We start from the raw sequence: 23,591 nt of genomic DNA on the forward strand, positions 1-23,591 counted from the left end.
AGAGGCAAGTCGTTAAACTTAAAGAGATTACACATTTGGAGCAGTAAATGAGAACTAGTTTTGAAACACTCGAAAATTTAGCGAGTCATACAATTAATACACTTAAGGAAAAGGGTGTTATTGAATTCGATATTGCAAATCGTGAGAAGCTTATTGAATCAATGGCCACTGAATTTGGTGTATGTCTAGCAACTGATGAAGATATTCGCGATCAGGCTATCGAAGAAGTTGAAGAGAAGATGGGTGTAGATAATATGCCTGAAGACGTAACAGAGTCTGAAATGTTCAACCATGCTCGTAAAGAAATTATTAAGTCATTTAGTGGTGAAAATATTGGTGGTCTTTACTTAGTAGAGTCACTACATAATATTGCAAATCGTATGACTGCATTTTTAATTGATTGTGAATTCATTGATGATGTTTTTGGAACTGATGAAGAAATTCACAACTTCCTAGTACAGAATATTAGAACATTTAAGACTAGATAATAAAAAAGCTCCTTAAGGAGCTTTTTTTATTTCTTTTTAATATTGTGTAGCGACTGTTCGAAAAACGGACCTTCAAGCAAACCATTTAGAACCGAACTCTCACTTTCTAAAATGACAATACCATCATCAGTTTTTAGTAGAGCAGCATCGTAGTAGACACGAAGCTCATGTCCTTTTGTGGCCGTTCCTTCAACTCTTAGAGTTTCTATTCCTTGCTCATATAATTTCTCGAAAGATTTAGGCTCGTGGATAATTGTTGTATCTTTATCAAAGACGAGTTCATTATTAATAGCGAGCTCTTCAAATGCCGATTGTAAATCTGAATAGTTTTTATTAGTGAAGCTAAAGCGCGATTGCCACTCGTAGCGAGTATCAGTTCTTTCAAATATTTTTAATTCAGATTCATCTGTCGTTAGAGTCCACCAAGGGGGAATTGGAATTTCAAGCCCGTGAAAAGGGAAGCTGATAGCATTCTTTAAGGCGACTTTTTTTTCACCTTTAATAACAAATGCTGCATAAGTAGCAAAAATTAAAATGCAAATGAGGATGATCCACCAAAAAATATTACTCATAATCCGCAATTTATCCCTAATTTTTGGCTTCGTAAACGTAATATTAATCAGTTAAATCAATACTTTATAGAAAAAGTCGATAGTTTACTCAAGTTTCATTCATAAAGTGTCGTTAAGTAGTTGAGGATTGTTAAAGTTTTTATGGAGAAAACTATGAAGTTAAGACTTATTGGCACGAAAAGCATCTTATTGGCGATGATGATGCTAAATACATATGCTGAGATCGACATCAGTGATTGTATCTATTTAAGAGACAATGGCTATGAAGATGATGCTCAGGCATGTGTGACAAGAGCATCTCGTGGAAGCTCTGGAAGTAATGACTTCTGTGTCGATTGTTTACCTAAACTTCCTGAAAGAAATGAGTGGGCCGAAGTTGCAAAAGTTGCAATTCCTTCACTTGCAGCAATGGGGAGTGTTTTTTTCGCCACTAAACACCAAGCTGATTCTCAAGAGTCATGGGCAAATGCTTATGAAAATGGAATTAAATCATGCCACGGTCAAATCGATGGCTATTTAGATTATAACCTTGAAAGGGGTGCAAACCCAATTCTTCCAAAAGAGCAAACTTCAATGCTTAATTCTTGTAACGGTTACGGCTACGGTATGTACGCTGGTGGACTTGGTCTTACTGGTGGAACTTTTGGTGGAGTTGGTAACGGTTGGCTAGGTCAAGGTTACACTTCAGGATTCCTAGGTGGAATGGGTGGACCAAACTTTGGTGGAAATATCTATGGCAATGCCGGTTGGGGCATGGGTAACGGCATGGGTAATGGAATGGGGATGGGCAATGGCTTTGGTGGAAACTACCAAGCGAATGTTTATATGAACCCATTAGGTTCTCTTGCAGGTTCGGCACTTGCTGGACTTCTAACAGGTGGTAATGCTGGATTTGGTGTAAATATCAACGGCGGAATGGGCATGGGTGGACACCCAGGAATGTACCCAGGAAATATCTATGGTGGAATGTACCCTGGATTCGGAATGAACACGGGATTCGGAATGGGTATGGGTGGATACCCATACGGAACAGGTTTTGGAACTGGCTTTGGTGCTAATTTTGGCATGGGAATGGGCAATGGTTTTGGAATGGGCAATGGTTTCGGAATGGGCAACGGTTTCGGACTTAATACTGGTTTAAATTTTGGACTAAATATTGGTAGCACTGGTGCGTTCCCAGGAATGAATACTGGCGCAGGTTGGGGGATGTACCCTGGATCTGGCTGGGGAATGTATCCTGGAACAGGTATTAATGCTGGTTTCAACCTTGGTTGGGGTGTTAATGGCGTAGGTAATGGTAACTGGGGTAATGGTGGAGTTTATCCAACATATCCAGGTCCTGGAAACGGTGGAGTTATCTCTGGCGGTTGGGGCGTCAATGGCGGTGGAAACGGCAATTGGGGTGTTAACGGCGGTTGGGCCAATGGTGGCGGAAACCCTGCATGTATGTGTATTTCAGCACCATGTGCTTGTGGAAATACTTTTCCTGGTGGAAATGGAAATATTAATGGCGGATGGGGAGTCAACGGAGGTTGGGGAACTGGCGCTAATAATGGTTGGGGTGTTAACGGAAACGCTGGTTGGGGAGTCAACGGTGGAAACGGTTGGGGCCTAAATGGTAATGCTAACGGAGGTTGGGGTGCCAACGGAAACTGGGGAGCAAATGGAAACTATAATAATGGTTATCAAGCACAACAGTTCCAGAGCTACATCAACGGACTTCAAGGACAAGCTGTTGCTCAAGGTAATTATCAAAACCAAGCGAACGTAATGTATGCTAACCAAGCTCTGTATCAGAACTTACAAAATGCTCAACAAAATATTTATGCAAATTCGTATAATGGTTATTACAACTCTGGTACTAACTTTGGATCAATGGCCGGAGGGGCCCTTAATGGTCAATTTAGTGTCGGAATTGGTGGAAGTGCGGGAATGAATTGGAATTAAAAAATAATTTCAAGAGAGATGAGAGATAAAAAGAAAGCCTCCTGTATGGGAGGCTTTTTTATAAAAAAAAATAGCGCCAGTGGCGAACCGAGAAACCTAAAGGTTTCTCTCTCGAATACTATGTGCACCGAATAGGGGCGCACAAATAAAAAAAGAGGCTATCAGCCTCTTTTGTTATTTGTTATGCATAAGTATTTTAATTGAACCTCTGAAGAGGACTTCGATTTTATTAGCATCGAGACTCTTTTCAACAAGCCCTGGCCCAAAAGTTGGGTGAGCAAGTATGTCACCAACTTCAAATTTGTGACGAATATTATATGCAATAGGTTCACCTTCTAATTTTTGAAGCGCGTTTTCCCAAACATTAATAATTTTATCTTCAGTTGAAATTCTTTTTTTCGCAGGAGCTTTGCGACGAGTAGCACTTGGAGATGCTACCTTTTTTGGCTTGTATGCATGAGTTGCTTTACAAGTATTACACAGAACTTTGTATGGAGTATCTGCGTCTTTCATTGCTACAATTAAATGAGCAAGATCTAACTTACATTTGCTACAATATGTTACAATTTCCTTACCAACACCTAGTTTTGACATATTCTCTCTTCCTTTTGCTTAATTAGGTCAATTTAATGGCGAATAGGATTAAAGTAAAGAGAATAAAAGGTAATATGTAGATAATTATAATGAAGAAAAATACTTTAGCACTGCTGGAAAAAGCAAAACATTTACCGACAAAATCTGGATGCTATTTAATGAAGCGAAAGCGCGCTGGCATCGAAGAAATTCTTTATATTGGAAAGGCGAAAAACCTTCGTAGTCGAGTGTCTAGCTATTTTAATAGTTCTGAAAAATCACCAAAGACTCAAATTCTTGTCTCTCATATTCAAGACTTCGACTTTATAATGACTAAGACAGATGCAGAAGCATATATCTTAGAAAATAACCTTATTAAAAAGCATATTCCTAAGTATAACATCCAACTTAAAGACGATAAAAGTTATCCTTATATTCAAGTCGATATGAATGAAAAATTTCCTCGACTTGTTTATACGAGAAGACCAAAGAGAAAGAAGAAGATTAAATTATTCGGCCCTTTTACAACGGGAAGTAACATCTTAAAAATTTCTAGAATTCTAACAAAGTCTTTTACTTTACGAGACTGTTCGATTGAAGAAATGAGAAAGAGGAAGCGCCCGTGTCTTATTTATCAAATGAAGCAATGTTCGGCTCCTTGTGTGGATTATATTTCTGAAAAAGATTATTTTAATGATCTTAACTACGTTATCAATTTCTTTGAAGGCCAAAGTCGTAATGTCTTAAAAATTTTAGAAGAGAGGATGTTTGAAGCTGCTGAAAGTGAGCACTTTGAAAGGGCCGCTGAAATACGAGATAGTATCGAAGAGTTAAAACAATTCTCATTAAGTTATGAAAAGCAAAATGTGGAACTTACCACTGAAAAAGACTTTGATATTGTTGCCTACCATGTTGGTGAATTAGAAATTGATATTTCAATTTATATGATGAGATCTGGAATCCTTCTTGGTCATAAAAACTATCACTTTGGAAAAGGTGATAGTGAGAATGAAAATCACGAGCTTTTTCAAACCTTCTTATTTCAATACTATTCAAATACAAAAGAGAAGCTACCAAGTCGTATTTATATTGATGAGAAAAAAGCTGATCTTTCAATGATTAGTGAAGCATTTAACGAAGTACTCGATCAAGAAGTCGAAGTCCAAAAGCCAATTGGGAAGATGAAAACTCTTTATGAGTTAACTCTTGATCATGCAAGAGAGCATCAACGCTTTAGAGTTAAAAATCTTGATGGACCATGGATTGGTTTAAATAAATTAAAAGAACTTTTAAATCTAAAAGAAACTCCTAAAATTCTTGAGTGTTTCGACGTTGCCATTTGGCAAGGAAAGTCTCCAACAGCATCGCAAATTGTTTTTCGTGATGGAAAACCGGATAAGACTCAATATCGCTATTATCACTTAGAAGAAAGGCCAGAGGGCAATAACGATTTTGCCATGATGAGGGAAGTTTTAGCGAGAAGACTTAAGAAAGGAAAGCTTCCAGATGTCTTCATTGTTGATGGTGGGAAGGGACAAGTTTCAAGTTTTCTTGCAGTTCTAGAAGATTTTGAACTTGATATTCCTGTCGTGGGAATTGCTAAAATTAAAACGAGCAAACAAGACTCTTTTAGAGATAAGGAAGTTTCAAGTTCAGACGAACGTCTTATTATTCCTAATCGAATTAATCCTTATATCTTAAAAAAGACACCGTCTCTAATGAGAATTGTTGTGCAAATGAGGGATGAGGCCCACAGGTTTTCGAGAAAGCTTCATCATAAGAAGGAGAGAGATCGTATTTTTACTTCGTGGTTTGATGATATTGAAGGAGTTGGTGAAAAGACTCTTAAAACAATTCATGAAAATATGGATTTAAATCTTAAAGAACTTTCGCAATTAAGTGTGATTGAAATAAGTCACAAGTTGGATATAAAAGAAGGGCTTGCTGAGAGAATCCATGCCAAGCTTATGGCCGAATTCCCTCAGAAATAACTGTCTAGTTAAGGTGGTGGATTTTTTTACGATTGCCGTGCCCGCAATCAGTACATCTCGAATTCTCGTGTATGTACAAGTTTTTATAATCCGATAGGTGTGTGTGAACCATTTTAGAGCCACAAACAGGACAATCATTTAAAACCTTATGTACTTGATCGGCATCACCAAATAACTCTTCAAAGTTTTCAAATTGGAAATCTGGATCGAATGACATTGTAGCAACTCCTTTAAATATTAATTACCACTGGGGATTTGAGATTGTGCAGAGTGTCCCAAGCAGTGGATGTAGTTGATTTATCGGCGGCTTAACAATGTTCTGAAATTTATGCTTTTTTTTTTAAAGACTTAGGGATATTTTACCCATAGGAAATAAAGTAATGGCGCAATTTTTAACCAAATTAACTAAAGATTTTAATAATATTTTAAAAGTCTCACGTGATGAGAAGCCGAATTACTGTGCCAAGTTATTTGAAAACACTCTTTGGTATCCTAAGTTAAAAGAGAGCAAACTTACTGCTAGCAAGGCTTCTTCGGATGAACCTAGGGCCACACAAGTTGATTCTAAGCCGATTGTGGCCGCAGCTCAGCAAGAAGTTGCCAGAGCTGAAGAAACAGTCACAGCTCCAAAAATAGAAGTTCCTGTGGCACCTCAAAAGAGAAAGATTGATATTGCTGCCGCTTCAAATCCTAGTGAATCGACTCACACTCTGAAAGTTAATGATGATATAAATAAATTCCTTTCACAATATAATACATCTTGGAATCTTGAAACAATTCCTGGCTATCAGGATTATCAAGGCGAGGTAGATATTATCTTTTTTGGCCTTGATGAAATTGAAGAAGGGGAGCTCCCTGATTTTCTACCTTTATCAATGATTGAATCAGATCAAGATATTATGGGACGTATGATTAAGGCCATGAAGATCTCAAGTGGCCGCTTTATTCGTGTACCATTTATTAAAAAAGATGCCCGCGAGTTCCTCTTTACATGTTGTGCTCACTTTAAACCAAGATTACTCATTAGCCTTGGGGCTGCCGCAACAAATCTATGTTTAAATAAACGTGTTCGTCTTGCAAATGTTCACGGAGACTTCCATTCAGTTCAAATAGAAGTTGATGGAAATGCTCAGTTAATTGATGTCATGCCTTTATTTCATCCTAAATTACTAGAGGTAAATGAGTCCATGAAGAAAACGGCGTGGACAGATATGCAAAAAGCGATAAAATTTCTCTCAAGTTGAGTAGCTTAGTAAAATCATATATCATTTTATTAGATAAGTTGCTGGGCAAGGATGCCGCACAAATCAGGACGATCTTCGTTGAGAAATTTATTTATCTCTTTCATAATACTTTCTTCATTGAATTCTCTGGCGAGAATTAGCCCATTAGATAATTTACGATCAGGACACACGATAAAAGTTAGAGTAGCAAAAGACCTTGATAACGTTATGCTTGAAGGTGTTGATCTGACACGAAAAGTTGTTGCAACAAGGAATCGTAAAAGTTTTAAGGGCTTTAAGAAAATAAAAGTAAATTGCCAAAATTTACAATCTGCCAAGTCTGTTAAACCTCAGTACTTGGCCTCTCTTACATCGCAAACAGGACTAATCAGTTTTGATCGCAAGCAATTCATGGGGCAGATGCATATTGTAACGAGTGCCGATGGAAATTCTTGTGACGTTGTTAATGAGATGGATCTTGATGACTATATTGCAACACTTCTTGCTAAAGAGATGAATGCTTCTTGGCCAATTGAGGCCCTTAAAGCTCAAGCCGTTGCTGCTCGTACATACGCTCTTCATCACATGATGATTTCTGGACTTAAAAATGACACTCTTTATGATTTAGAGAACTCTGAAAAGCATCAGGTTAATGGAACATTTAATGATGTGACAGCAAGTACACTTGAAGCTGCAAAAGATACAGCAGGTCTTGTTTTAACAAATGGTGAAGGTAACCTTGTTCCTGCTTTTTTTCATGCAAGTTGTGGGGGAACAACATTAATCCCTTCTGATGTTTGGAGAAATGATGTTCACGGTTATTCAACTGTGAAGTGTGATTACTGTCAGAAAAAGAAGAATTGGGATTCTAAAATTACAAAGCTTCGATTTAAAAAATTTTTAAACTGGGCAATGAAAAAAAATTACATTGAACAACAAAGTTTAAAAAAGAAATTATTCTTGTATCCAGATAAAAGAGATGAAAAAAATCTTTACGTACAAAATGGTGTAAAGAAGATCAAAATCAAAAAGAGTTTATTCCGTCGCTACTTTGGCCGTGTTGAATTTCCTTCAAATCATTTCTATATGGTAGATGTTGGTGGAGCTGGTCTTCACTTTGTTGGAAAGGGCAATGGTCACGGTGTTGGTTTATGTCAGGTTGGTTCTTTAGGGCTTGCTCAAAAAGGAAAGGGCCATCGTGAAATTCTGGCCCATTATTTTCCGAAATTAAATATCTTAAAACTTTATTAGTTTTTAAATCATTAAGGACATGGTGTTGAGAAAGTCACATTCATCATAACAGGTCCTAGTGTTCCTTGCATTGGCTGAGAGTACTGGAAAGGTGCTGCCGTAATTTGAAAGTGAGCAGCATCTATTGTTGCCGCTGGACAATTCGCTCCTGTTCCTAAACTCATTCCTGTACTTAGCTGTATTCCTTGAAGTCCACGATCATCACCAATGATTGGGAACCTATAATTTTGATATGTAAAGTAACGTGAGCAAAGTGAGAGGCGAACATTGTATCCTACAACAGAGTTTCCATTAAGAACCTTTGTCATAATAAGAATATCACCGAAGCTATTTACTCCAACGTGATGTTGGTTTGATTCATTAGGAAGCATTCCTTCTTGTAAAGGACCATAAACAGAGTCATTATTATAAGAATATCCAGATTGAATATTAGCTACAATCGTTGCGCGTCTTTGACCAATCTTAAGGTAGTTTCCATAGCTATCCATGTTGAATCGATCATTACCATATTGCTGACAACTAAAAGCTTGAGCATTTACGAGACTATCGAATAAGGCTTGTCCTTGTGAGTCCATTCCTGTTGAGCCTGTATTTGAACCACTTCCACCTGTACCCCAGCCAGAGTAGTAGCCACCACTACCCTTAGAGTCTTGTCCACAGCTTGTTACAAGCATCGAAGCAATTGTCACAACCATTAATAACTTAAACTTTTTCATAATATCCTCAAATATTAGTTTTCACGCTATTGTCTGTATCGGTGAAAATTTAGGATTTCTTTAGAGATTGATAAAATTAATTAAGAATTTTTTTAAATTACCCGAAATAGTAAGTAATTATGACAGCTTATGAACAAGTAAAAGAATCAACATTTAAGATTATTACAGGCTCCTTTAAAGACTTTAAAAAGGATGATCAGGCGAAGTTTCGTTTAAAGATGGGACTAATTTTTGCAGTCATACCTTTTATCTCAATTTTTGTGGGATTCATTCTTAATTGGATTCTTTTAAAATCAACAATCATTTATATTACAGCTTATCGAAAGGATATTGATTATATCATCGATTCTCTTATTTATGACTATCTACAAATTGGATTAATGGAAGCCTTACCATGGATGATTATTTCAATTGCCTTCTTATTGGTAGCAGGAATTGTTCTTGCTCAACTGATGCTGAGACCATTTGATGAGATTGCACAATACTGTTTGGACTTTCTTGGAGCTGAAGAAAAAGTTACGAATTTCGATGGAGAGTTTAAATCTGAGTTAAGATTGTTATCAAGTTTTAGTGATTGGTTCTTTACCACCACTTCGACGCTGCGAATGAGTGGAAAATTAACTCAAATTGAAGTTCCTTCTAAATACAAGAGGATACATAAACCGGTCTTTGAAACCATGTTTTTTGTCCATAAGAGTATTTATGTGGCCATTACTTGTATTTTGACAGGGATGATTATTCTAATTATCAATTACGCTCTCTTTGATGCTGTGATTTCTGTAGTTAACGAAATCTTTACCAATGGTAAATTTGCTAAAGATTACTTTAGTAACATGGCCTTAATTCAGGACGACATTGTTGGTATTACAATAATTATTAATATTGTTTCTTATGGCTTTTTCATGGCCTATCTTTATAACAAAGTTGCAACGCCAGCATTTGGTATTTTTGCGACGATGCGATCTTTCATTAGTGGACGATATACATCAAGAGTTCACCTTATCGGATACAAGTACGTTCGTCATCAGACGCGTGCCATCAACAAGTATTTGGACTATATGGAAAAAGAGTACTCAGTAAAAGATGATTGAGTATTTAACTTTGTTCAAGTAAAATCATAATAATAATTTGATGTGAAATTTGTTCATAATAACAAAAGGGATAGTAATGAAAAAAGCATTAGGCATTGTAATGTCATTAGTTTTACTTACGAGTTGTGTAGGTAAAGATGAAATCAAAAAAGCATTAAAAGATGATCCAACGATTTTAGCAGAAGCAATTAAAGCTAACCCTGCTGAAGTTATGGAAGCTCTTCAAGTTGCAGCTCAAAACGCAAAAGAAGCAATGGCGAAGAAAAGAGAAGAAGAGGAAAACAAAAAACTTCACGAGTTTATTGAAAACCCTCTTAAGCCAGAAATTAGATCAGATGAATCAGTTAGAGGTACTAAAGGTGGAATCATTACTCTAGTTGAATACTCTGACTTTCAGTGTCCTTACTGTACAAGAGGGTTTGATAATGTTGTTAAGCCAATGCTTGATAAGTACAAAGGTAAGGTTCAATTTGTTTACAAACACCTTCCACTTTCTTTCCACTCAGAAGCTAGAATTGCAGCGGCTTATTATGAAGCTGTAAGACTTCAATCAGAAGAGAAAGCATTTAAATTTCACGACATTCTTTTTACTCAAGAAGGTCAACAAAAACTTAGAAACCTAAAAGAAAAATACCTAAAGAAAACAGCGAAAGACTTAGGTGTTAATATGACTAAACTTGCTAAGGATGTTAAGTCAGATGCAGTTGAAAAAAGAATTGCTCAAGACGAAGCTGAAGCTAGAAAGTTTGATATTCAAGGGACTCCAGGTTTCGTAATTAATGGTGTACCAGTAAAAGGTGCTTACCCATTATCACACTTCGAAATGATTCTAGGTCTACTAAAAGAAAAAGGTAAACTAGATATCTAATCAGTGATCAAATTCAATTAAAATATGAAGGCCCACCATCGAGTGGGCCTTTTTATTTTTCCATGTTATAATATGATCATTGGAGGTTATTATGGTGAACTTCTTTGATCATAATCAGGTAAAAGTTAATAAAGAATTCTTTCGTGAAACGGCAAGACAAATTGATTATTCAATTGAAGATTTTCTTCATGATGATGTACCTCATTCTTTAGTTGAACAAAATGTTTTAAATACTGCATATATAAATCATCTAACATCTTTGTTAAAAATTAATTCAATTTTTGATTTGGCCCAAGAAGTTTTAGAGCTTGAAAGAAGCTTAGAGAAGCTTTCTCATCGTCTTCCTATTGATATAAAGATTCCAACAATGGAAACTTTTTATCATCAACTCGGACCTGTTTTTATACAACTTTTTGTCGAAGTAAGAGACCTTGAAGATCATAAAGAACTTGAAGGAGAGTGGCTAAAAGCAGTGAGAATCGCACTAGAGGAAGAGATAGTAGTTTGGCAAGAAAAAAACTTAAAATAAGTGTAAAAATAAAAAAAATCTTTAAAAGTTAAAAAAAACGCTAAAAAGCCTTGTCAAAGCGTGTTTCAAACTTCATCCTACTTTTACAACAACTAAATAACTAACTATTTGGAGTTAAAATGAACAGAAAAGAACTTGTAGAAGCAATCTTAAAAAACAAAGAATTAAGCCACCTAACTAAGAAAGATGCAGATGCATTCGTATCAACTACTCTTGAAACAATCAAGAAAGCAGTTAAGAAAGGTGACGATGTTTCACTAATCGGTTTTGGTACTTTCACAAAAGTAAGAAGAGCAGCTAGAACTGGTATCAACCCAGCTACTGGTGAAAAAATCAAAATCAAAGCTAAGACACTTCCAAAATTCAAGCCAGGTAAAGCTTGGAAGGAAATGTTCTAATTTTTGTTTGAAATTAGTTTCATAATAAGAAGCCTCCCTTAGGGAGGCTTTCTTATTTCTAGAGGCATATTTTGCCTATCACACCCTGTCAGCGTCAAAAAAACGTCGACATTTTGACACCACCACTTTTTTACATTTCTCATAAAGTCTTAAAATTGCAAAATTAATGGGCAGAATCTTCCGGAACATACTTTACTATCTTGTAGAAAATGGCCGCTAGATGTATAATTTTTGACGAGGCACAGTTTTTAAAGGAATTTTTTTCTGTGTGAAGTAAAGGATTTATAGATTATGGCAGATGGAAGTGCTGACAATTCATATCAAGGAAGTGGAAAGAACCCTCTACTAACAGTAGCTCTACTACTGAATATCGTATTAATGGGTGTTATCGCTTACTTTCAATACCAAACTCATTTAAAGATTTCACAGCAATCGTCTGTGGAAGATATTGTTAAGGCCCAAATGGCCGAACAATCTCAAGATAAAGATGTTGTAACTACTGGTGAAGCACAAGAAGAGGAAGGAAAGTTATTTCCACTTGATAGCTTTACGGCCAACCTTGCACAAGGCGATGGGCCACAACGATACATTAGATTAAATGCTGTTCTTAAACTATCGCTTAATGCGAAAGAAGAGGAATACAAAGCAAGAAAGCCTCAAATTAGGGATTCAATCATTAGTATTTTGAACTCTAAGAGGCCAAATGATCTTCTTAAAGTACAAGGTAAGGAATACCTTAAAGAAGAGATCAAATCAGCTATTAACTCTTATTTAGTTGATGGAAAAGTTTTAGATGTTTACTACGTTGGTTTCCAGATCAACTAGTTAATATAAAGTTTTAAGTTTAATTTTTGGCAGGATGCCAAGATCATCAAATCCTAGGAGGGGAACGATGGCACAGGTTTTAAGTCAAGACGAAGTCGACGCTCTATTAAACGCTGTTAACGATGGTGACGCAGATGATTTTCTAGGTGAAGGTGGAGATTTCGATGATGAAGCTGAAGACGAAAATATTCAGCCCTATGACTTAACTAATCAAGACCGAGTCATTCGTGGGCGAATGCCTATTCTTGAAATCATCTACGAAAGATTCATTCGTTCATTTCGTGTATCACTTTCAAACTCTCTAAGAAAGATCTCGACTATTTCGATGATCTCAACAGATCTTTTAAAGTTTGGTGAGTTTGTAAACACACTTCCGATTCCTTCGTGTATGTGTATCATGAAATTTAATGAGCTAAGAGGTCCGGCACTATTAGTATTCGAATCAAAGCTTGCTTATGCAATCATCGATTCTTACTTTGGTGGAACAGATCGTCCTTTCACAAAAATTGAAGGAAAAGAATTTACAGCGATTGAACTATCTTTCATGAGAAAGGTTATGGATATGGCCATTGCTGACCTTGAGGAAGCATGGGCACAAGTTCACCGTATTGATGCACAATACGTAAGAACTGAAATTAACCCACAATTCGTTGGTGTTGTTCCTCCATCAGATGTAATTATCGCAACAACTTTAGAAGTTGAATTCGAATCTGCTTCAGGAACAATTATGATCGTGGTTCCATACTCAACTATTGAGCCGATCAAGCAAAAACTTTCTTCAAATTACCAAACTGATAATGATATGGCCGATAGTATTTGGACAAGTGCTATGAATGAGCACATCAAAGATACTAAAGCCGAAATCGTTGTAAAACTTGGTGAAGCAGAGATGACTGTAGGAGACCTACTTACTCTTCAAACTGGAGATATTATCCCTTTAAATCAAGAAGCTTCAAGCGAAGTAAAGGGAGCAATACAAGGTGTTGAGAAGTTAAGGTGTTTAATTGGTACATATAAAGGAAACAGAGCGGTGCAAGTTACACATGTTGATAAGACACCTAAAGTTTCTATGGATATTGATGTCGAATAATTAAGGGAGATATAGATGAGTGATCAAACAGAACTAAATAACCAAACACAAGGGCTTGAAAATTTCAATACTATGGAAGTTGAAAAACTTGCAGATGAAATCAGAGCTGGTGATGATGCAATCAATAAACTTAAGGTTCAAAACCTAGATTTTATCTTAGATATTCCTCTAAAGGTAACAGTTGAACTAGGTAGAACAGAAGTAATTATTAAAGACCTTCTTCAACTAGGACAAGGTTCGGTACTAGAACTTGATAAATTAGCTGGTGAGCCTCTAGAAATCCTAGTTAATGGAAAGTTAGTAGCAAAAGGTGAAGTTGTTGTTGTAAACGAAAAATTTGGTATTCGTTTAACAGATATCATTTCACCAATCGAGAGAATTGAAAATCTAAAGTAGTAGAAAAACGTAGGAACTAATTATGGCCAGACAACTTAAATTATTATTTTTAGCACTTTCACTTATTACGACGAATGCATTTGCTAGAGTTGAAGTAGGGAAGGTTAAGTTAACTAAAAATGGTTCAACAGGAGTTGTTACTGTTGGATTAAAAGGGAAGTTTGATACTACTCCTGAGTTAACAATTAAGGATGATATTATTCAAATTGCTCTTCAAGATGCAATCGTATGGCCAAAGATTGAGAAACAAGTATCTGTTAATGAAAAATTTGATACGAAGCTTCTAGCTTATCAATTTACTAAAGATGTTGCTCGAGTTCGTGCAATTCTCCCGTACGATATCAAGGGTAATGAAGATAAGGTAAGTTTAGAAGTAAGTGATAATGAAATTAAAATGTACTTTCCAATCACAACAAATAAAAAAGAAGTTGCAGTGACTAAAGCAGCTCCAGTTAAGAAAGCTCCTGTAAAGCAAAAGAGTGCAGAAGCTTATGATGAAAGCTACCTTGCAAAACTACTTAAAGATAAAGAAGAAGTATCAAAAAATAATAATAAGAATAACGTAAAGCTTGAAAAGACTAGTGAGTCTTTACTTGCTCTTGCCAAAGAGAAGAATGAGCAGATTGAAGATACTGTTAGCAATCTTTCTTCAGGTGTTGAAAAAGGTGGATTTCAGATGTCGACTTATATTTTTAAATTTATCGGCTTTTTTGCTCTATTTGCTGCAGGGATTTTCTTTTTAATGAACTTCTTTAGAAAGGGAATGTTAAAGAAGGGTGGATTAGGACTTTTCTCAAATGCAAAAATGGTTGAAGTTTTATCGACAACTTATCTTGCACCGAAAAGAAGCCTTCTTGTTGTTAGAGTACAAAAGCAAGTCTTTCTAATGGCACAATCTGAAAAAGGGATGGATTTCTTAACTGAAATTAAAGATACAACTGAGTTCTTTAAAGAAGGTGAGAAAGCGTTAACTGGATCTAACTTTGATACTAATTTAGATACTGCTAATTCAGGTTCTAAGGAATTTAAATTAAAAGAAGTTGCTATGAATATGAAAGAGGCGAGTAACTCGACGACTTCATCACAACAAGATATTTTAAATAGCCTTGCAGGGCAAGCAACTCAAGAAGAGAAAGTTAGCTTAACTGCTCAAATTAAGAAAAAAGTAAAAGACATGAAGTCTTTACAATAATTTTATTAAAAATAATTCAATAGGAAGTTGGATGAAGAATTTTTTAAGAGCATTATTAATATTTAGTATTGGGGGATGGCTAAGTACGATCTTTGCTCAACAATCAACTAACCTGGGACTTCCAGGTCTTTCTGTTAATTTCGGACAGGGTGTTGATCTCGTTGATACTATCGAACTAACTATTCTTTTTACAGTACTAACTCTTGCACCGGCGGTTTTAATTCTTTGTACATGTTTTACAAGAATTATCGTTGTTCTATCATTCATGAGACAAGCAATTGGTACGCAAAGTATGCCACCAAATCAACTTTTAATCGGTTTTGCACTCTTTCTTTCTGTATTTGTTATGCAGCCAACGGGAGAAGAGATTTATGCAACAGCTGTAAAACCTTATATGGATAAGAAAATTACGACAACTCTAGCAGTCGATCGCATTGAAGGTTCTTTGAGAAAGTTTATGAACAAGCAAGTTCGTAAAGCTGATATAGGTCTTTTCTACGATGTAACTAGTCGTCAGGCACCTCAGTCAATTGATGATGTTCCAATTCATTTTTTAATTCCTGCTTTTATTATTTCAGAGTTAAAGACAGCATTTCAAATTGGATTCTTACTATATATTCCATTTCTTATTTTAGATATGGTTGTGGCTTCAGTTTTAATGGCCATGGGGATGATGATGCTTCCTCCGGTAGTTATTTCTCTGCCTTTTAAATTATTACTATTTGTTCTTGTGGACGGTTGGCAACTTGTTACTGGATCACTTTTACGTTCATTTAATTAGGAGTAGTCATGGACTTTTTTTCTGACATCGCAAGACAAGCAATCACAATTGGACTAATGATTTCAGCACCAATGTTAGCAGGTGCACTTATTATGGGTATCTTAGTTTCAATTTTCCAAGCGGTTACTCAAATCAATGAGCAAACACTTTCATTTATCCCTAAGATCTTAGTTATTGTTGGAGCTCTTGTTCTAACTGCTCCGTGGATGACGGATCAGTTAACAACTTTTACAAAAGATTTAATTATTTCAATTCCTAGTCTTGTTACTGGAAGGTAGGCGAAATTAGATGACAATTCAAATTACTGACATTGTCCCAATCATTGCGTTCTGGTTAATTTTTACCAGATTGCTGGCCATTAATTTTCAATTACCTATTTATGATAACTTACCAATCCCAATGATTGTTAAGATCTTATCGACACTAGTCATGAGCTTTTGCTTCTACCCATATATCCAAGGAGAAGTAATCAAAGACATCATGTATGTAGGCAAGGACCAGTTCTGGGCGCTAACTATTATTTACACACTTATTGGATTGGTAATCGGATATTTGGTAAAATCAATTATGGGTATCTTCCTGTCAGCAGGTAGTATTATTACCCAGCAAATTGGATTTGCGGCCATTCGCTACTTCGATCCATCTTCGGGTCAGCAAGTAGGTCCTTTCGAAAGGCTAATACAATGGACTGTTCTCGTTATGGTTGTTTCTTCAGGTGCTTTACTACCAATGTTTAAAGGGATTTTTGAATCTTTTTATACAATTCATATTTATGATTTTGGTGTATTTGCGAAGTCACACATCTTCTATATCGAAGCATTCAAATCAATTTTTATTGCTGCAATTATGCTGGCAACACCATTAATTTTTACAAATATGCTCATCAGTACGGTTCTAGGAATTATTGCTCGTACTGTTCCACAAATGAATATCATTATGGTTAGCTTTGTCGTCAATATTGGACTAGGTCTACTAGTATTTACGGCAACAAGCGATGAGTTCTTTCAAGTAGCATTTAGAATGTATACTGAAAGACTTGGCGAGTGGTTTAACTTTATACTTTAAAGGGGTAAGTCGTGGCCGAAGATACAGATCAGGAAAAAACGGAAGATCCTTCCCAGCATCGAATTGACGAATCGAGAAGAAAGGGTGAGGTCGCATCCTCAAAAGAACTAACAAGTGTGTTAGTGCTGGCCGCCTGTATCATGACATTAGGTCTTTCACTTCTTTTTATATATCAAGAAATGGAAGAGTTCATTAGATGGATTATGCACCTTGATCCGGCAACGGCATTTACAGAAAAATCTCTTAAGACTATTGCAAATAAAACGGCTACAACAGCTCTTATTTGTGCAGCACCTGTTTGTATTGTTTCACTATGTGCTGGTATTATTGCAAACGTTGCTCAAATTGGTTTCATCTATGCGCCAGAAGTTCTTGAGTTTAAACCCGAAAGAATTGATCCAATCAAGGGAACTAAGAATTTGTTTTCAATGAAGGCAGTTGTTGAGGCAATTAAAGGTGTCTTCAAATTCATAATCGTTCTTGGAATTGTTTACTTATATATGAAAGACGATATTACTCAATTTGTAGGATTTCTACATGTTGATTTCTTTCAGGCTTTTGTTATTGGTAAAGATATTCTAATTAAATTAGGTTTCTCAATTCTTGCAGGACTTGTTGTTGTTGCTGTAGGGGACTTTGCTTATCAAAAATATGCTCATAAGAAAAAACTTATGATGACAAAAGAAGAAGCCAAGCGTGAGTCTAAAGAGCAAGACGGTTCTCCTGAAGTTAAACAAAGAATTCGCCAAATCCAAAGAGAACAAGCGCAAAAAAGAATGCTTGCCGATATTCAAACAGCAGATGTTATTGTGACAAACCCAACTCATATTTCGATTGTTATCAAATATGATCAAGAGACTATGATCGCTCCAGGAATTGTTGGAAAGGGTGCTGATCACTTGGCCTTAAGAATTAGAGAAATTGCTAAAGAACATAATATTCCAATCGTAGAAAATGTTCCTTTAGCAAGAGCACTATATAAGTCAGTTAAAGTAGGGGAAGGAGTCCCTCGTACCTTATATAAAGCAGTAGCTGAAGTTTTAGCATTTGTTTATAAACTTAAGAAAAAGCAAAAAGCTATAAGTTAATTAGAATTTAGGAATATATCATGGATGATATCTTTAAAAGATTAAAAGTTTTAACAGAGAATTCAGATCTCGCGGTAGCAATAGGTATTCTAGCAGTTCTTGCTGTTATGATTATTCCTGTTCCTCCAGTCGTTCTCGATTTACTTTTAGCAATTACTTTATCATTCTCAATTATTATTTTATTAGTTTCTGTTTATACTAAGAAACCTCTAGATTTTTCTACTTTCCCAGCAGTTCTTCTTGTAACAACTCTTTTTAGACTTTCATTAAACGTTGCTTCAACTCGTAACATTCTTCTTCGTTCAGGAAGTGAGGGAACAAGTGCTGCCGGTGAAATTATTAGAAGCTTCGGTGAATTCGTTGTTGAAGGTAACTTTGTTGTAGGTATTATCGTTTTTATCATTCTTGTTATTATTAACTTCATGGTAATCACTAAAGGTGCTGGAAGGGTTGCTGAAGTTGGTGCGCGTTTCACTTTAGATGCGATGCCTGGTAAGCAGATGGCCATTGATGCTGACTTAAATGCTGGTCTAATTAACGATGAGGATGCAAAAAGAAGACGTGCTGAAGTTGCTGAAGAAGCTGACTTTTACGGGTCGATGGATGGTGCTTCTAAATTCGTACGAGGGGATGCCATTGCTGGTATTCTAATTACTGCTATTAATGTTATCGGTGGTATTATTGTTGGTGTTGGCCAATATAATATGAACTTTAGCCAAGCAGCTGAAACATACACTCTACTTACTGTCGGGGATGGTCTTGTTTCTCAAATTCCTGCTCTAATTATTTCAACTGCAGCCGGTATTATTGCTACAAGAAATACAAGTGAAGATAATCTTGGTGCTCAAATGAGTAAGCAATTTAAGCTTCACCCGAAAGCAGTTCTAATCGCAGGTTGTGTTCTTTTAATTTTTGCTATGATTCCAGGACTTCCAAAATTACCTTTTATCACAGTTGGACTGGCGCTACTTTATGTTTCAAATAAAATGGAAAATCAAATTACTCAAGAGAAGATTGCTGCTGAGACAGTTGTGGAAGATGAGAAGAAATCGACACCAGAATCACTTGAAGATCTACTTAATCTTGAACTTGTTGAACTTGAAGTTGGTTATGGACTAGTAAATCTTGTCGATTCATCTCAAAATGGTGATCTTCTTGAGCGTATTACTTATATGAGAAAACAATTTGCACTAGATTGGGGTGTAATTATCCCTTCTGTACGAATTAAGGACAATCTTGAGCTTGCTCCAGGTGGATATTCTTTAAAAATTAAAGGTGTTGAAGTTGCTCAAGGTGAACTTGTACCTGACCACTACCTTGCAATGGATCCAGGAAGTGTTATTGAACCAATTGATGGAATTGAAACAATTGAGCCAGTATTTGGTCTACCAGCTGTGTGGATTACTGAAGATCAGAAAGATGATGCTGGATTCAATGGTTATACTGTAGTGGATCTGTCAACTGTTCTGGCAACTCACTTAACTGAGATCCTGAGAACGAACCTACATGAATTATTTGGTCGTCAAGAACTTGTACGAGTTATGGATAATTTCAAAGAACACTATCCAAAAATTGTTTCTGATCTTGTTCCTGAGATTCTACCTCTTGGTGCCGTATTAAAGGTTTTACAGAATCTTTTAAGGGAAAATGTTTCCATCAGAGACCTTCGTACGATATTAGAATCGCTTTCTGAGCATGGGGTTAGAATTAAGGATACAGATCTTCTGACTGAAAATGTCAGACAATCGTTATACCGCACTATCACTGAGTCTATAAAGTCTGCCAATGGTGATTTGCCGATATTTACGTTAGATCGTAAAATAGAAGAACAGGTTGCTGGCAATCTCATACAAACAGAAAATGGTCAACAAGTTTCTTTAGACCCAAGAATTACCCAATCGATTTTGGCCAGTTTAAATGAGAAAATAGAGGAGGCCACAAACATGGGAGAAAAGATGGTTGTTCTTTGCTCACCAGTTATTCGTGGACACTTTAAGAAATTGACAGAAAAATTCATACCAAACTTGATTGTAGTAAGTCATAATGAATTAAGTCCGGATGTGAATATTAGGTCACTTGGAACGGTGAGGTTATAGGATGTACGTAAGAAAATTTGAAGCAGATTCTTTAGATGAGGCGTTAGCGAATATTAAGGCCGAACTGGGACCTGATGCAATTATTCTTAAAACGCAGACTAATAAAGGGATCAAAGGTGCTTTCAAAAAGAAAAAAATTGAAATTACTGCTGCGATCTCTGAAAAGAACTACACTAAGAAAGCTAAGGTTGATAACGTACTAACATCTGATCAAAAAAATTCTTTTTATAAAAACAACTCATCTTATATCGCAAATATGATTAATTCACATGACCAAAATACTAGTTCTCAAGCACAATCAAATTCAATTAATGGATATGGAAATTTAGGTCTTAACAGAAAGGTGAGTGCTGTTGAAGAGAACTCTTCACAATCAAATTCAGGTTTAGATGATTTCTTAAACTCAATTGATAGAGAAGAAGTAAAAAAAGCTGCCGCAAATACTGAATCTGAATATTTTAATGATTTCTTAAATGGAGATTTCTCTTTAGAAGAGGAAATTCAGGAAGAAGAAGTTATTGAAAGACCTCAAGTTCAAGCAAGGCCAATTCAGTCTCAACAACTACATGAGTCTCGTGTAAGTAATGATGAGGTTAGTGACTTAATTGAAAATCAAAGAAATAAAATCGATGATCTAGAAAAGAAAATTTTCGAATTAACACAAAGTGTGCAGGGGATGACTAAGCCTCAAGCTCTTGGTGTAAAAGAGATGGTAACAATTTTTAGAAGTTTAGACATCGAAGAAAGATATATTCAAAAAGTTGTTCGTAAAGCAAACTTTGAATTATCAGATGAAGAGAAAGAAAATCCAGATACTGTTTTTGAATTTGCTCTTAAAGAAATGATGGGAGAAGTGAGAACTGCGCTACCTCTATTTTCTTCTGTTGATAATGAGCAGTCTAAAACGGTTACAGTACTTATTTCAGATGCTTCTTGTGGGCAAAGCTCAATGTTAACAAAGCTTTCAGCTCTTAAGCAAGATTCGGTAATTATCAGAAATAAAGCAAATACAGGATTTAAAGATAATACTTCTTTCTCTGAAAAGTTCTTTAATGTTGAATCAAATATCTGTGAATCAATTTCTGAAATCGTTGCACAAACAAGAAAATCAATAGAAACAAAGAAAAATGTTTTTATCGACTACAAGGCGACAAATCAAGAAATCAATGAAATCAAGAAGTTCGTGGATGGTCTAAGACGCTCATTTGAAAATGTGGAAGTTTTAATCTGTCTATCGGGAATCAATACAGAGTTGTATAATAGAAAAGTGCTAAATCGTTATGCAAATATTGCAAATGGTTTAGTGGTAACACACTTAGATCAGTGCTTAAATTATGGATCACTCTTTAATCTGGCCATTGACTTTAGTTCGTTACCTTACAAGTTTTTTGGAACGGGTGAGATTGTTCCTGATGACCTAGAAGCTGCTACTGCCGAAAGGATTTTGGCCGGTATTTTTAAACTGTAGCTTTTTTTGTTATTAGATTAAATTTTTAAGTTTTGTTTAGGAGACAGGATGTCCAGAAACGATCTTTCAACATGGTTGTTGTCGCACCGTAGTGACGATAACTGCGAATTGAATGTTAAAAGCCCTCTTAATTACCTTAATGAAGAATGTGAAATTATTGCAGTTGGTTCAGGTAAAGGCGGTGTAGGTAAGACTACAACTGCTTTAATGATCGCAAATGAATTAAGTGCAAAAGGAAAGAAAGTTCTTTTAATCGATTGTGATTATAATCTTTCAAACACGGCCGTAAAATTAGGTCTTCCTTTGAACGATAACTTCTACTCACTTCTTTCTCTTGAAAAATCATTTGATGAGTGTCTATACAAACTTGGAAATATTCATCTACTAAGTGGTTGTAATGGAAACAGTGATCTGTTTGATACTAGTTTTGAGCACGATAAATTCATTATTGATATTATCGCTGCCCATAGAAGTGAATATGATCATGTAATCCTTGATTGCCCGGCTGGAGTGAACAAGGAGACGATCAATCTACAAGCTTATGCTGATTATCGTTTTATGGTTGTTAATCCTGACCGTTCATCTATCACTGATACTTATGCATTAATTAAAATCCTAAACCAAAAATACCAAATTAAAAATAATCACCTAATTGTAAATAGAGTTGACTCAAATCAACAGTATAGAAAAGTAGTGAAGTCACTAGTGGATACTGTTGCAAGCTTTATGCAAGCAAACTTAAGAGTATTGGGTGGTGTAAAGAATTTAGAAATTCCATCTGACAAATTTGATCACGCTCTTTTGAAAACGGAAAAGAATTCCCTTTCGAAATATTACACTAACATCATTAATAAATTTACCGACGAGGACAGTACTAGTCGAGTCGCGCCTGTATTACTGAAGGGATTCAGTCATTCAGGTAGTAACCCACAGCAACTAGCTTAATCAAGGAGTGAGAGAGATGTCATCGTTGGCCAGAAAATTAAAGAATTTAAAAGACTATAGATCAACTGTAGATCCAAAAGTAAAAGATGAAATCGTAGTGGAATACGCTCCACTTATTAAGTATATTGCACAAAAAATTGCCTCACGCCTACCATCAAATATTGAGCTAGATGATCTAATCTCATGTGGTGTTATTGGTCTTATGGATGCGATCGAAAAATTTGATCCTTCACGTGATAATAAGTTTAAAACTTATGCTGAATTTAGAATTAGAGGAGCTATCTTAGATGAGCTTCGTTCTCAAGACTGGGTACCACGTTCAGTAAGAGAAAAGGCTAAACTAATTGACCGCGCATATTCTAAACTTGAATCAGAGCTTGGACGTCCAGCTACTGATGATGAAATGTGTAAAGAGCTTGAGTGTTCTAAAGAAGAATTTCACTCAATGCTTAATAAAGCAAAATCTGTTTCTATCCTAAATATTGATGACTCTGCTACGTTTAATCGTAATGATAAGCGTGCAATGGCAGGTCTTAATGAAGACAGTAAGGCAATGAATCCATTTACTGCTGTTTCAAATAAAAACTTCAGAGATAAAATTAAAGAGGGAATCGAGCAGCTTCCTGAAAAACAAAGACTTGTTCTTTCACTTTACTACTATGAAGATTTAAACCTTAAGGAAATTGGTCAGGTACTAGATGTTACTGAATCACGTGTTTCTCAACTTCATACTCAAGCAGTAATGAAGCTTAAAGCTAAGCTACAAACGATGTTTGAAGGTTATGAAGAACTAGTAAGCTAATCACAATTTTATTCTAAAAAAACATACTTATTTACTCAGGCCCTTTTCATTAAAGGGCCTTTGTTTGCCTATAAAATAAATTAATTAACCCTTTAAAATTCACTCAAAAAATTGCATAATGGATGTAGAAATTTCTTACGTTCACAGGATGTGAAGGACCGTTAACATATGGAAGTGATTTTCCCATTCCGACATT

25 protein-coding genes are annotated in these 23,591 nt (G+C 35.8%); 21 read left to right on the forward strand and 4 right to left on the reverse strand.

The annotated features are described in order from the left end of the window. The first annotated feature begins 47 nt into the window (after positions 1-47). A complete protein-coding gene (locus tag ABMA70_RS11320; RefSeq protein WP_103217767.1) occupies positions 48-488 on the forward strand; it encodes a DUF507 family protein in 441 nt (146 codons plus the stop codon). 26 nt (positions 489-514) lie between these two features. Here the strand turns inward: ABMA70_RS11320 and ABMA70_RS11325 are convergent, their stop codons facing one another. Next, positions 515-1,060: a hypothetical protein gene (locus ABMA70_RS11325; protein ID WP_103217768.1), complete on the reverse strand. Its 546-nt coding sequence runs from the start codon at positions 1,058-1,060 to the stop codon at positions 515-517. 153 nt (positions 1,061-1,213) lie between these two features. On the opposite strand from ABMA70_RS11325, the gene ABMA70_RS11330 reads away from it, so the two are divergent. Then, on the forward strand, positions 1,214-3,007 hold the full coding sequence (locus ABMA70_RS11330; protein WP_392993439.1) for a hypothetical protein: 1,794 nt from the start codon (positions 1,214-1,216) through the stop codon (positions 3,005-3,007). 174 nt (positions 3,008-3,181) lie between these two features. Here ABMA70_RS11330 and ABMA70_RS11335 read toward each other — a convergent pair whose 3' ends face one another. After that, the gene (locus tag ABMA70_RS11335) at positions 3,182-3,601 is read right to left on the reverse strand and encodes a hypothetical protein (protein ID WP_103217770.1); all 420 of its coding nucleotides are present in this window, start codon (positions 3,599-3,601) and stop codon (positions 3,182-3,184) included. Positions 3,602-3,690: 89 nt separating this feature from the next. Here ABMA70_RS11335 and uvrC point away from each other — a divergent pair, with 89 nt between their 5' ends. Next, complete coding sequence (uvrC, locus tag ABMA70_RS11340) at positions 3,691-5,571, forward strand: excinuclease ABC subunit UvrC (RefSeq protein ID WP_103217771.1); 1,881 nt, start codon at positions 3,691-3,693, stop codon at positions 5,569-5,571. A gap of 4 nt (positions 5,572-5,575) precedes the next feature. On the opposite strand, the gene ABMA70_RS11345 is transcribed toward uvrC, so the two are convergent. Next, positions 5,576-5,788, reverse strand: coding sequence for a hypothetical protein (locus ABMA70_RS11345; protein WP_021267851.1), 213 nt, complete (start codon positions 5,786-5,788; stop codon positions 5,576-5,578). A 163-nt stretch (positions 5,789-5,951) separates the two neighbouring features. Here ABMA70_RS11345 and ABMA70_RS11350 point away from each other — a divergent pair, with 163 nt between their 5' ends. Together ABMA70_RS11350 and ABMA70_RS11355 are read left to right on the forward strand one after the other, a co-directional pair. Continuing rightward, the gene (locus ABMA70_RS11350) at positions 5,952-6,815 is read left to right on the forward strand and encodes a hypothetical protein (protein WP_103217772.1); all 864 of its coding nucleotides are present in this window, start codon (positions 5,952-5,954) and stop codon (positions 6,813-6,815) included. Positions 6,816-6,893: 78 nt separating this feature from the next. Beyond that, positions 6,894-8,045 carry a SpoIID/LytB domain-containing protein gene (locus tag ABMA70_RS11355; protein WP_158246853.1) on the forward strand — a complete coding sequence of 384 codons (1,152 nt, stop codon included), beginning with the start codon at positions 6,894-6,896 and terminating at the stop codon, positions 8,043-8,045. Positions 8,046-8,056: 11 nt separating this feature from the next. On the opposite strand, the gene ABMA70_RS11360 is transcribed toward ABMA70_RS11355, so the two are convergent. Then, on the reverse strand, positions 8,057-8,761 hold the full coding sequence (locus ABMA70_RS11360) for a hypothetical protein (protein ID WP_103217774.1): 705 nt from the start codon (positions 8,759-8,761) through the stop codon (positions 8,057-8,059). 119 nt (positions 8,762-8,880) lie between these two features. Here ABMA70_RS11360 and ABMA70_RS11365 point away from each other — a divergent pair, with 119 nt between their 5' ends. The 16 genes from ABMA70_RS11365 (at position 8,881) to ABMA70_RS11440 (ending at position 23,395) form a co-directional block, all read left to right on the forward strand. After that, complete coding sequence (locus tag ABMA70_RS11365) at positions 8,881-9,852, forward strand: hypothetical protein (protein WP_103217775.1); 972 nt, start codon at positions 8,881-8,883, stop codon at positions 9,850-9,852. A gap of 76 nt (positions 9,853-9,928) precedes the next feature. Next, positions 9,929-10,720 carry a thioredoxin domain-containing protein gene (locus ABMA70_RS11370; protein ID WP_103217776.1) on the forward strand — a complete coding sequence of 264 codons (792 nt, stop codon included), beginning with the start codon at positions 9,929-9,931 and terminating at the stop codon, positions 10,718-10,720. Positions 10,721-10,811: 91 nt separating this feature from the next. Next, positions 10,812-11,249 carry a hypothetical protein gene (locus tag ABMA70_RS11375; RefSeq protein WP_392993434.1) on the forward strand — a complete coding sequence of 146 codons (438 nt, stop codon included), beginning with the start codon at positions 10,812-10,814 and terminating at the stop codon, positions 11,247-11,249. 119 nt (positions 11,250-11,368) lie between these two features. Further along, on the forward strand, positions 11,369-11,647 hold the full coding sequence (locus ABMA70_RS11380) for an HU family DNA-binding protein (RefSeq protein WP_021268333.1): 279 nt from the start codon (positions 11,369-11,371) through the stop codon (positions 11,645-11,647). Positions 11,648-11,938: 291 nt separating this feature from the next. Next, complete coding sequence (gene fliL, locus ABMA70_RS11385) at positions 11,939-12,472, forward strand: flagellar basal body-associated protein FliL (protein WP_103217778.1); 534 nt, start codon at positions 11,939-11,941, stop codon at positions 12,470-12,472. A gap of 67 nt (positions 12,473-12,539) precedes the next feature. Then, on the forward strand, positions 12,540-13,562 hold the full coding sequence (fliM, locus tag ABMA70_RS11390; protein ID WP_392993431.1) for a flagellar motor switch protein FliM: 1,023 nt from the start codon (positions 12,540-12,542) through the stop codon (positions 13,560-13,562). A 15-nt stretch (positions 13,563-13,577) separates the two neighbouring features. Next, entirely contained in the window at positions 13,578-13,958 is a 381-nt protein-coding gene (fliN, locus tag ABMA70_RS11395) for a flagellar motor switch protein FliN (protein ID WP_021268549.1), read from the forward strand. Between the two features lie 22 nt (positions 13,959-13,980). Then, positions 13,981-15,150, forward strand: a complete 1,170-nt coding sequence (locus ABMA70_RS11400; RefSeq protein WP_103217780.1) for a flagellar biosynthetic protein FliO — start codon at positions 13,981-13,983, stop codon at positions 15,148-15,150. Between the two features lie 31 nt (positions 15,151-15,181). After that, the gene (gene fliP / locus ABMA70_RS11405; protein ID WP_103217781.1) at positions 15,182-15,931 is read left to right on the forward strand and encodes a flagellar type III secretion system pore protein FliP; all 750 of its coding nucleotides are present in this window, start codon (positions 15,182-15,184) and stop codon (positions 15,929-15,931) included. A gap of 8 nt (positions 15,932-15,939) precedes the next feature. Then, entirely contained in the window at positions 15,940-16,209 is a 270-nt protein-coding gene (gene fliQ, locus ABMA70_RS11410; protein WP_021267947.1) for a flagellar biosynthesis protein FliQ, read from the forward strand. Positions 16,210-16,219: 10 nt separating this feature from the next. After that, the gene (locus ABMA70_RS11415) at positions 16,220-16,996 is read left to right on the forward strand and encodes a flagellar biosynthetic protein FliR (RefSeq protein WP_103217782.1); all 777 of its coding nucleotides are present in this window, start codon (positions 16,220-16,222) and stop codon (positions 16,994-16,996) included. Positions 16,997-17,007: 11 nt separating this feature from the next. Then, a complete protein-coding gene (flhB, locus tag ABMA70_RS11420; RefSeq protein ID WP_392993426.1) occupies positions 17,008-18,084 on the forward strand; it encodes a flagellar biosynthesis protein FlhB in 1,077 nt (358 codons plus the stop codon). 20 nt (positions 18,085-18,104) lie between these two features. Then, entirely contained in the window at positions 18,105-20,180 is a 2,076-nt protein-coding gene (gene flhA / locus ABMA70_RS11425; RefSeq protein ID WP_392993423.1) for a flagellar biosynthesis protein FlhA, read from the forward strand. Between the two features lies 1 nt (position 20,181). Continuing rightward, positions 20,182-21,648, forward strand: coding sequence for a hypothetical protein (locus ABMA70_RS11430; protein ID WP_103217785.1), 1,467 nt, complete (start codon positions 20,182-20,184; stop codon positions 21,646-21,648). A gap of 48 nt (positions 21,649-21,696) precedes the next feature. Continuing rightward, positions 21,697-22,593 carry an AAA family ATPase gene (locus ABMA70_RS11435; RefSeq protein WP_103217786.1) on the forward strand — a complete coding sequence of 299 codons (897 nt, stop codon included), beginning with the start codon at positions 21,697-21,699 and terminating at the stop codon, positions 22,591-22,593. A 16-nt stretch (positions 22,594-22,609) separates the two neighbouring features. Next, entirely contained in the window at positions 22,610-23,395 is a 786-nt protein-coding gene (locus tag ABMA70_RS11440) for a FliA/WhiG family RNA polymerase sigma factor (protein ID WP_103217787.1), read from the forward strand. Positions 23,396-23,591 lie beyond the last annotated feature (196 nt).

The sequence above is a fragment of the Halobacteriovorax sp. XZX-3 genome, from assembly GCF_043196495.1.
Classification (GTDB): domain Bacteria; phylum Bdellovibrionota; class Bacteriovoracia; order Bacteriovoracales; family Bacteriovoracaceae; genus Halobacteriovorax_A.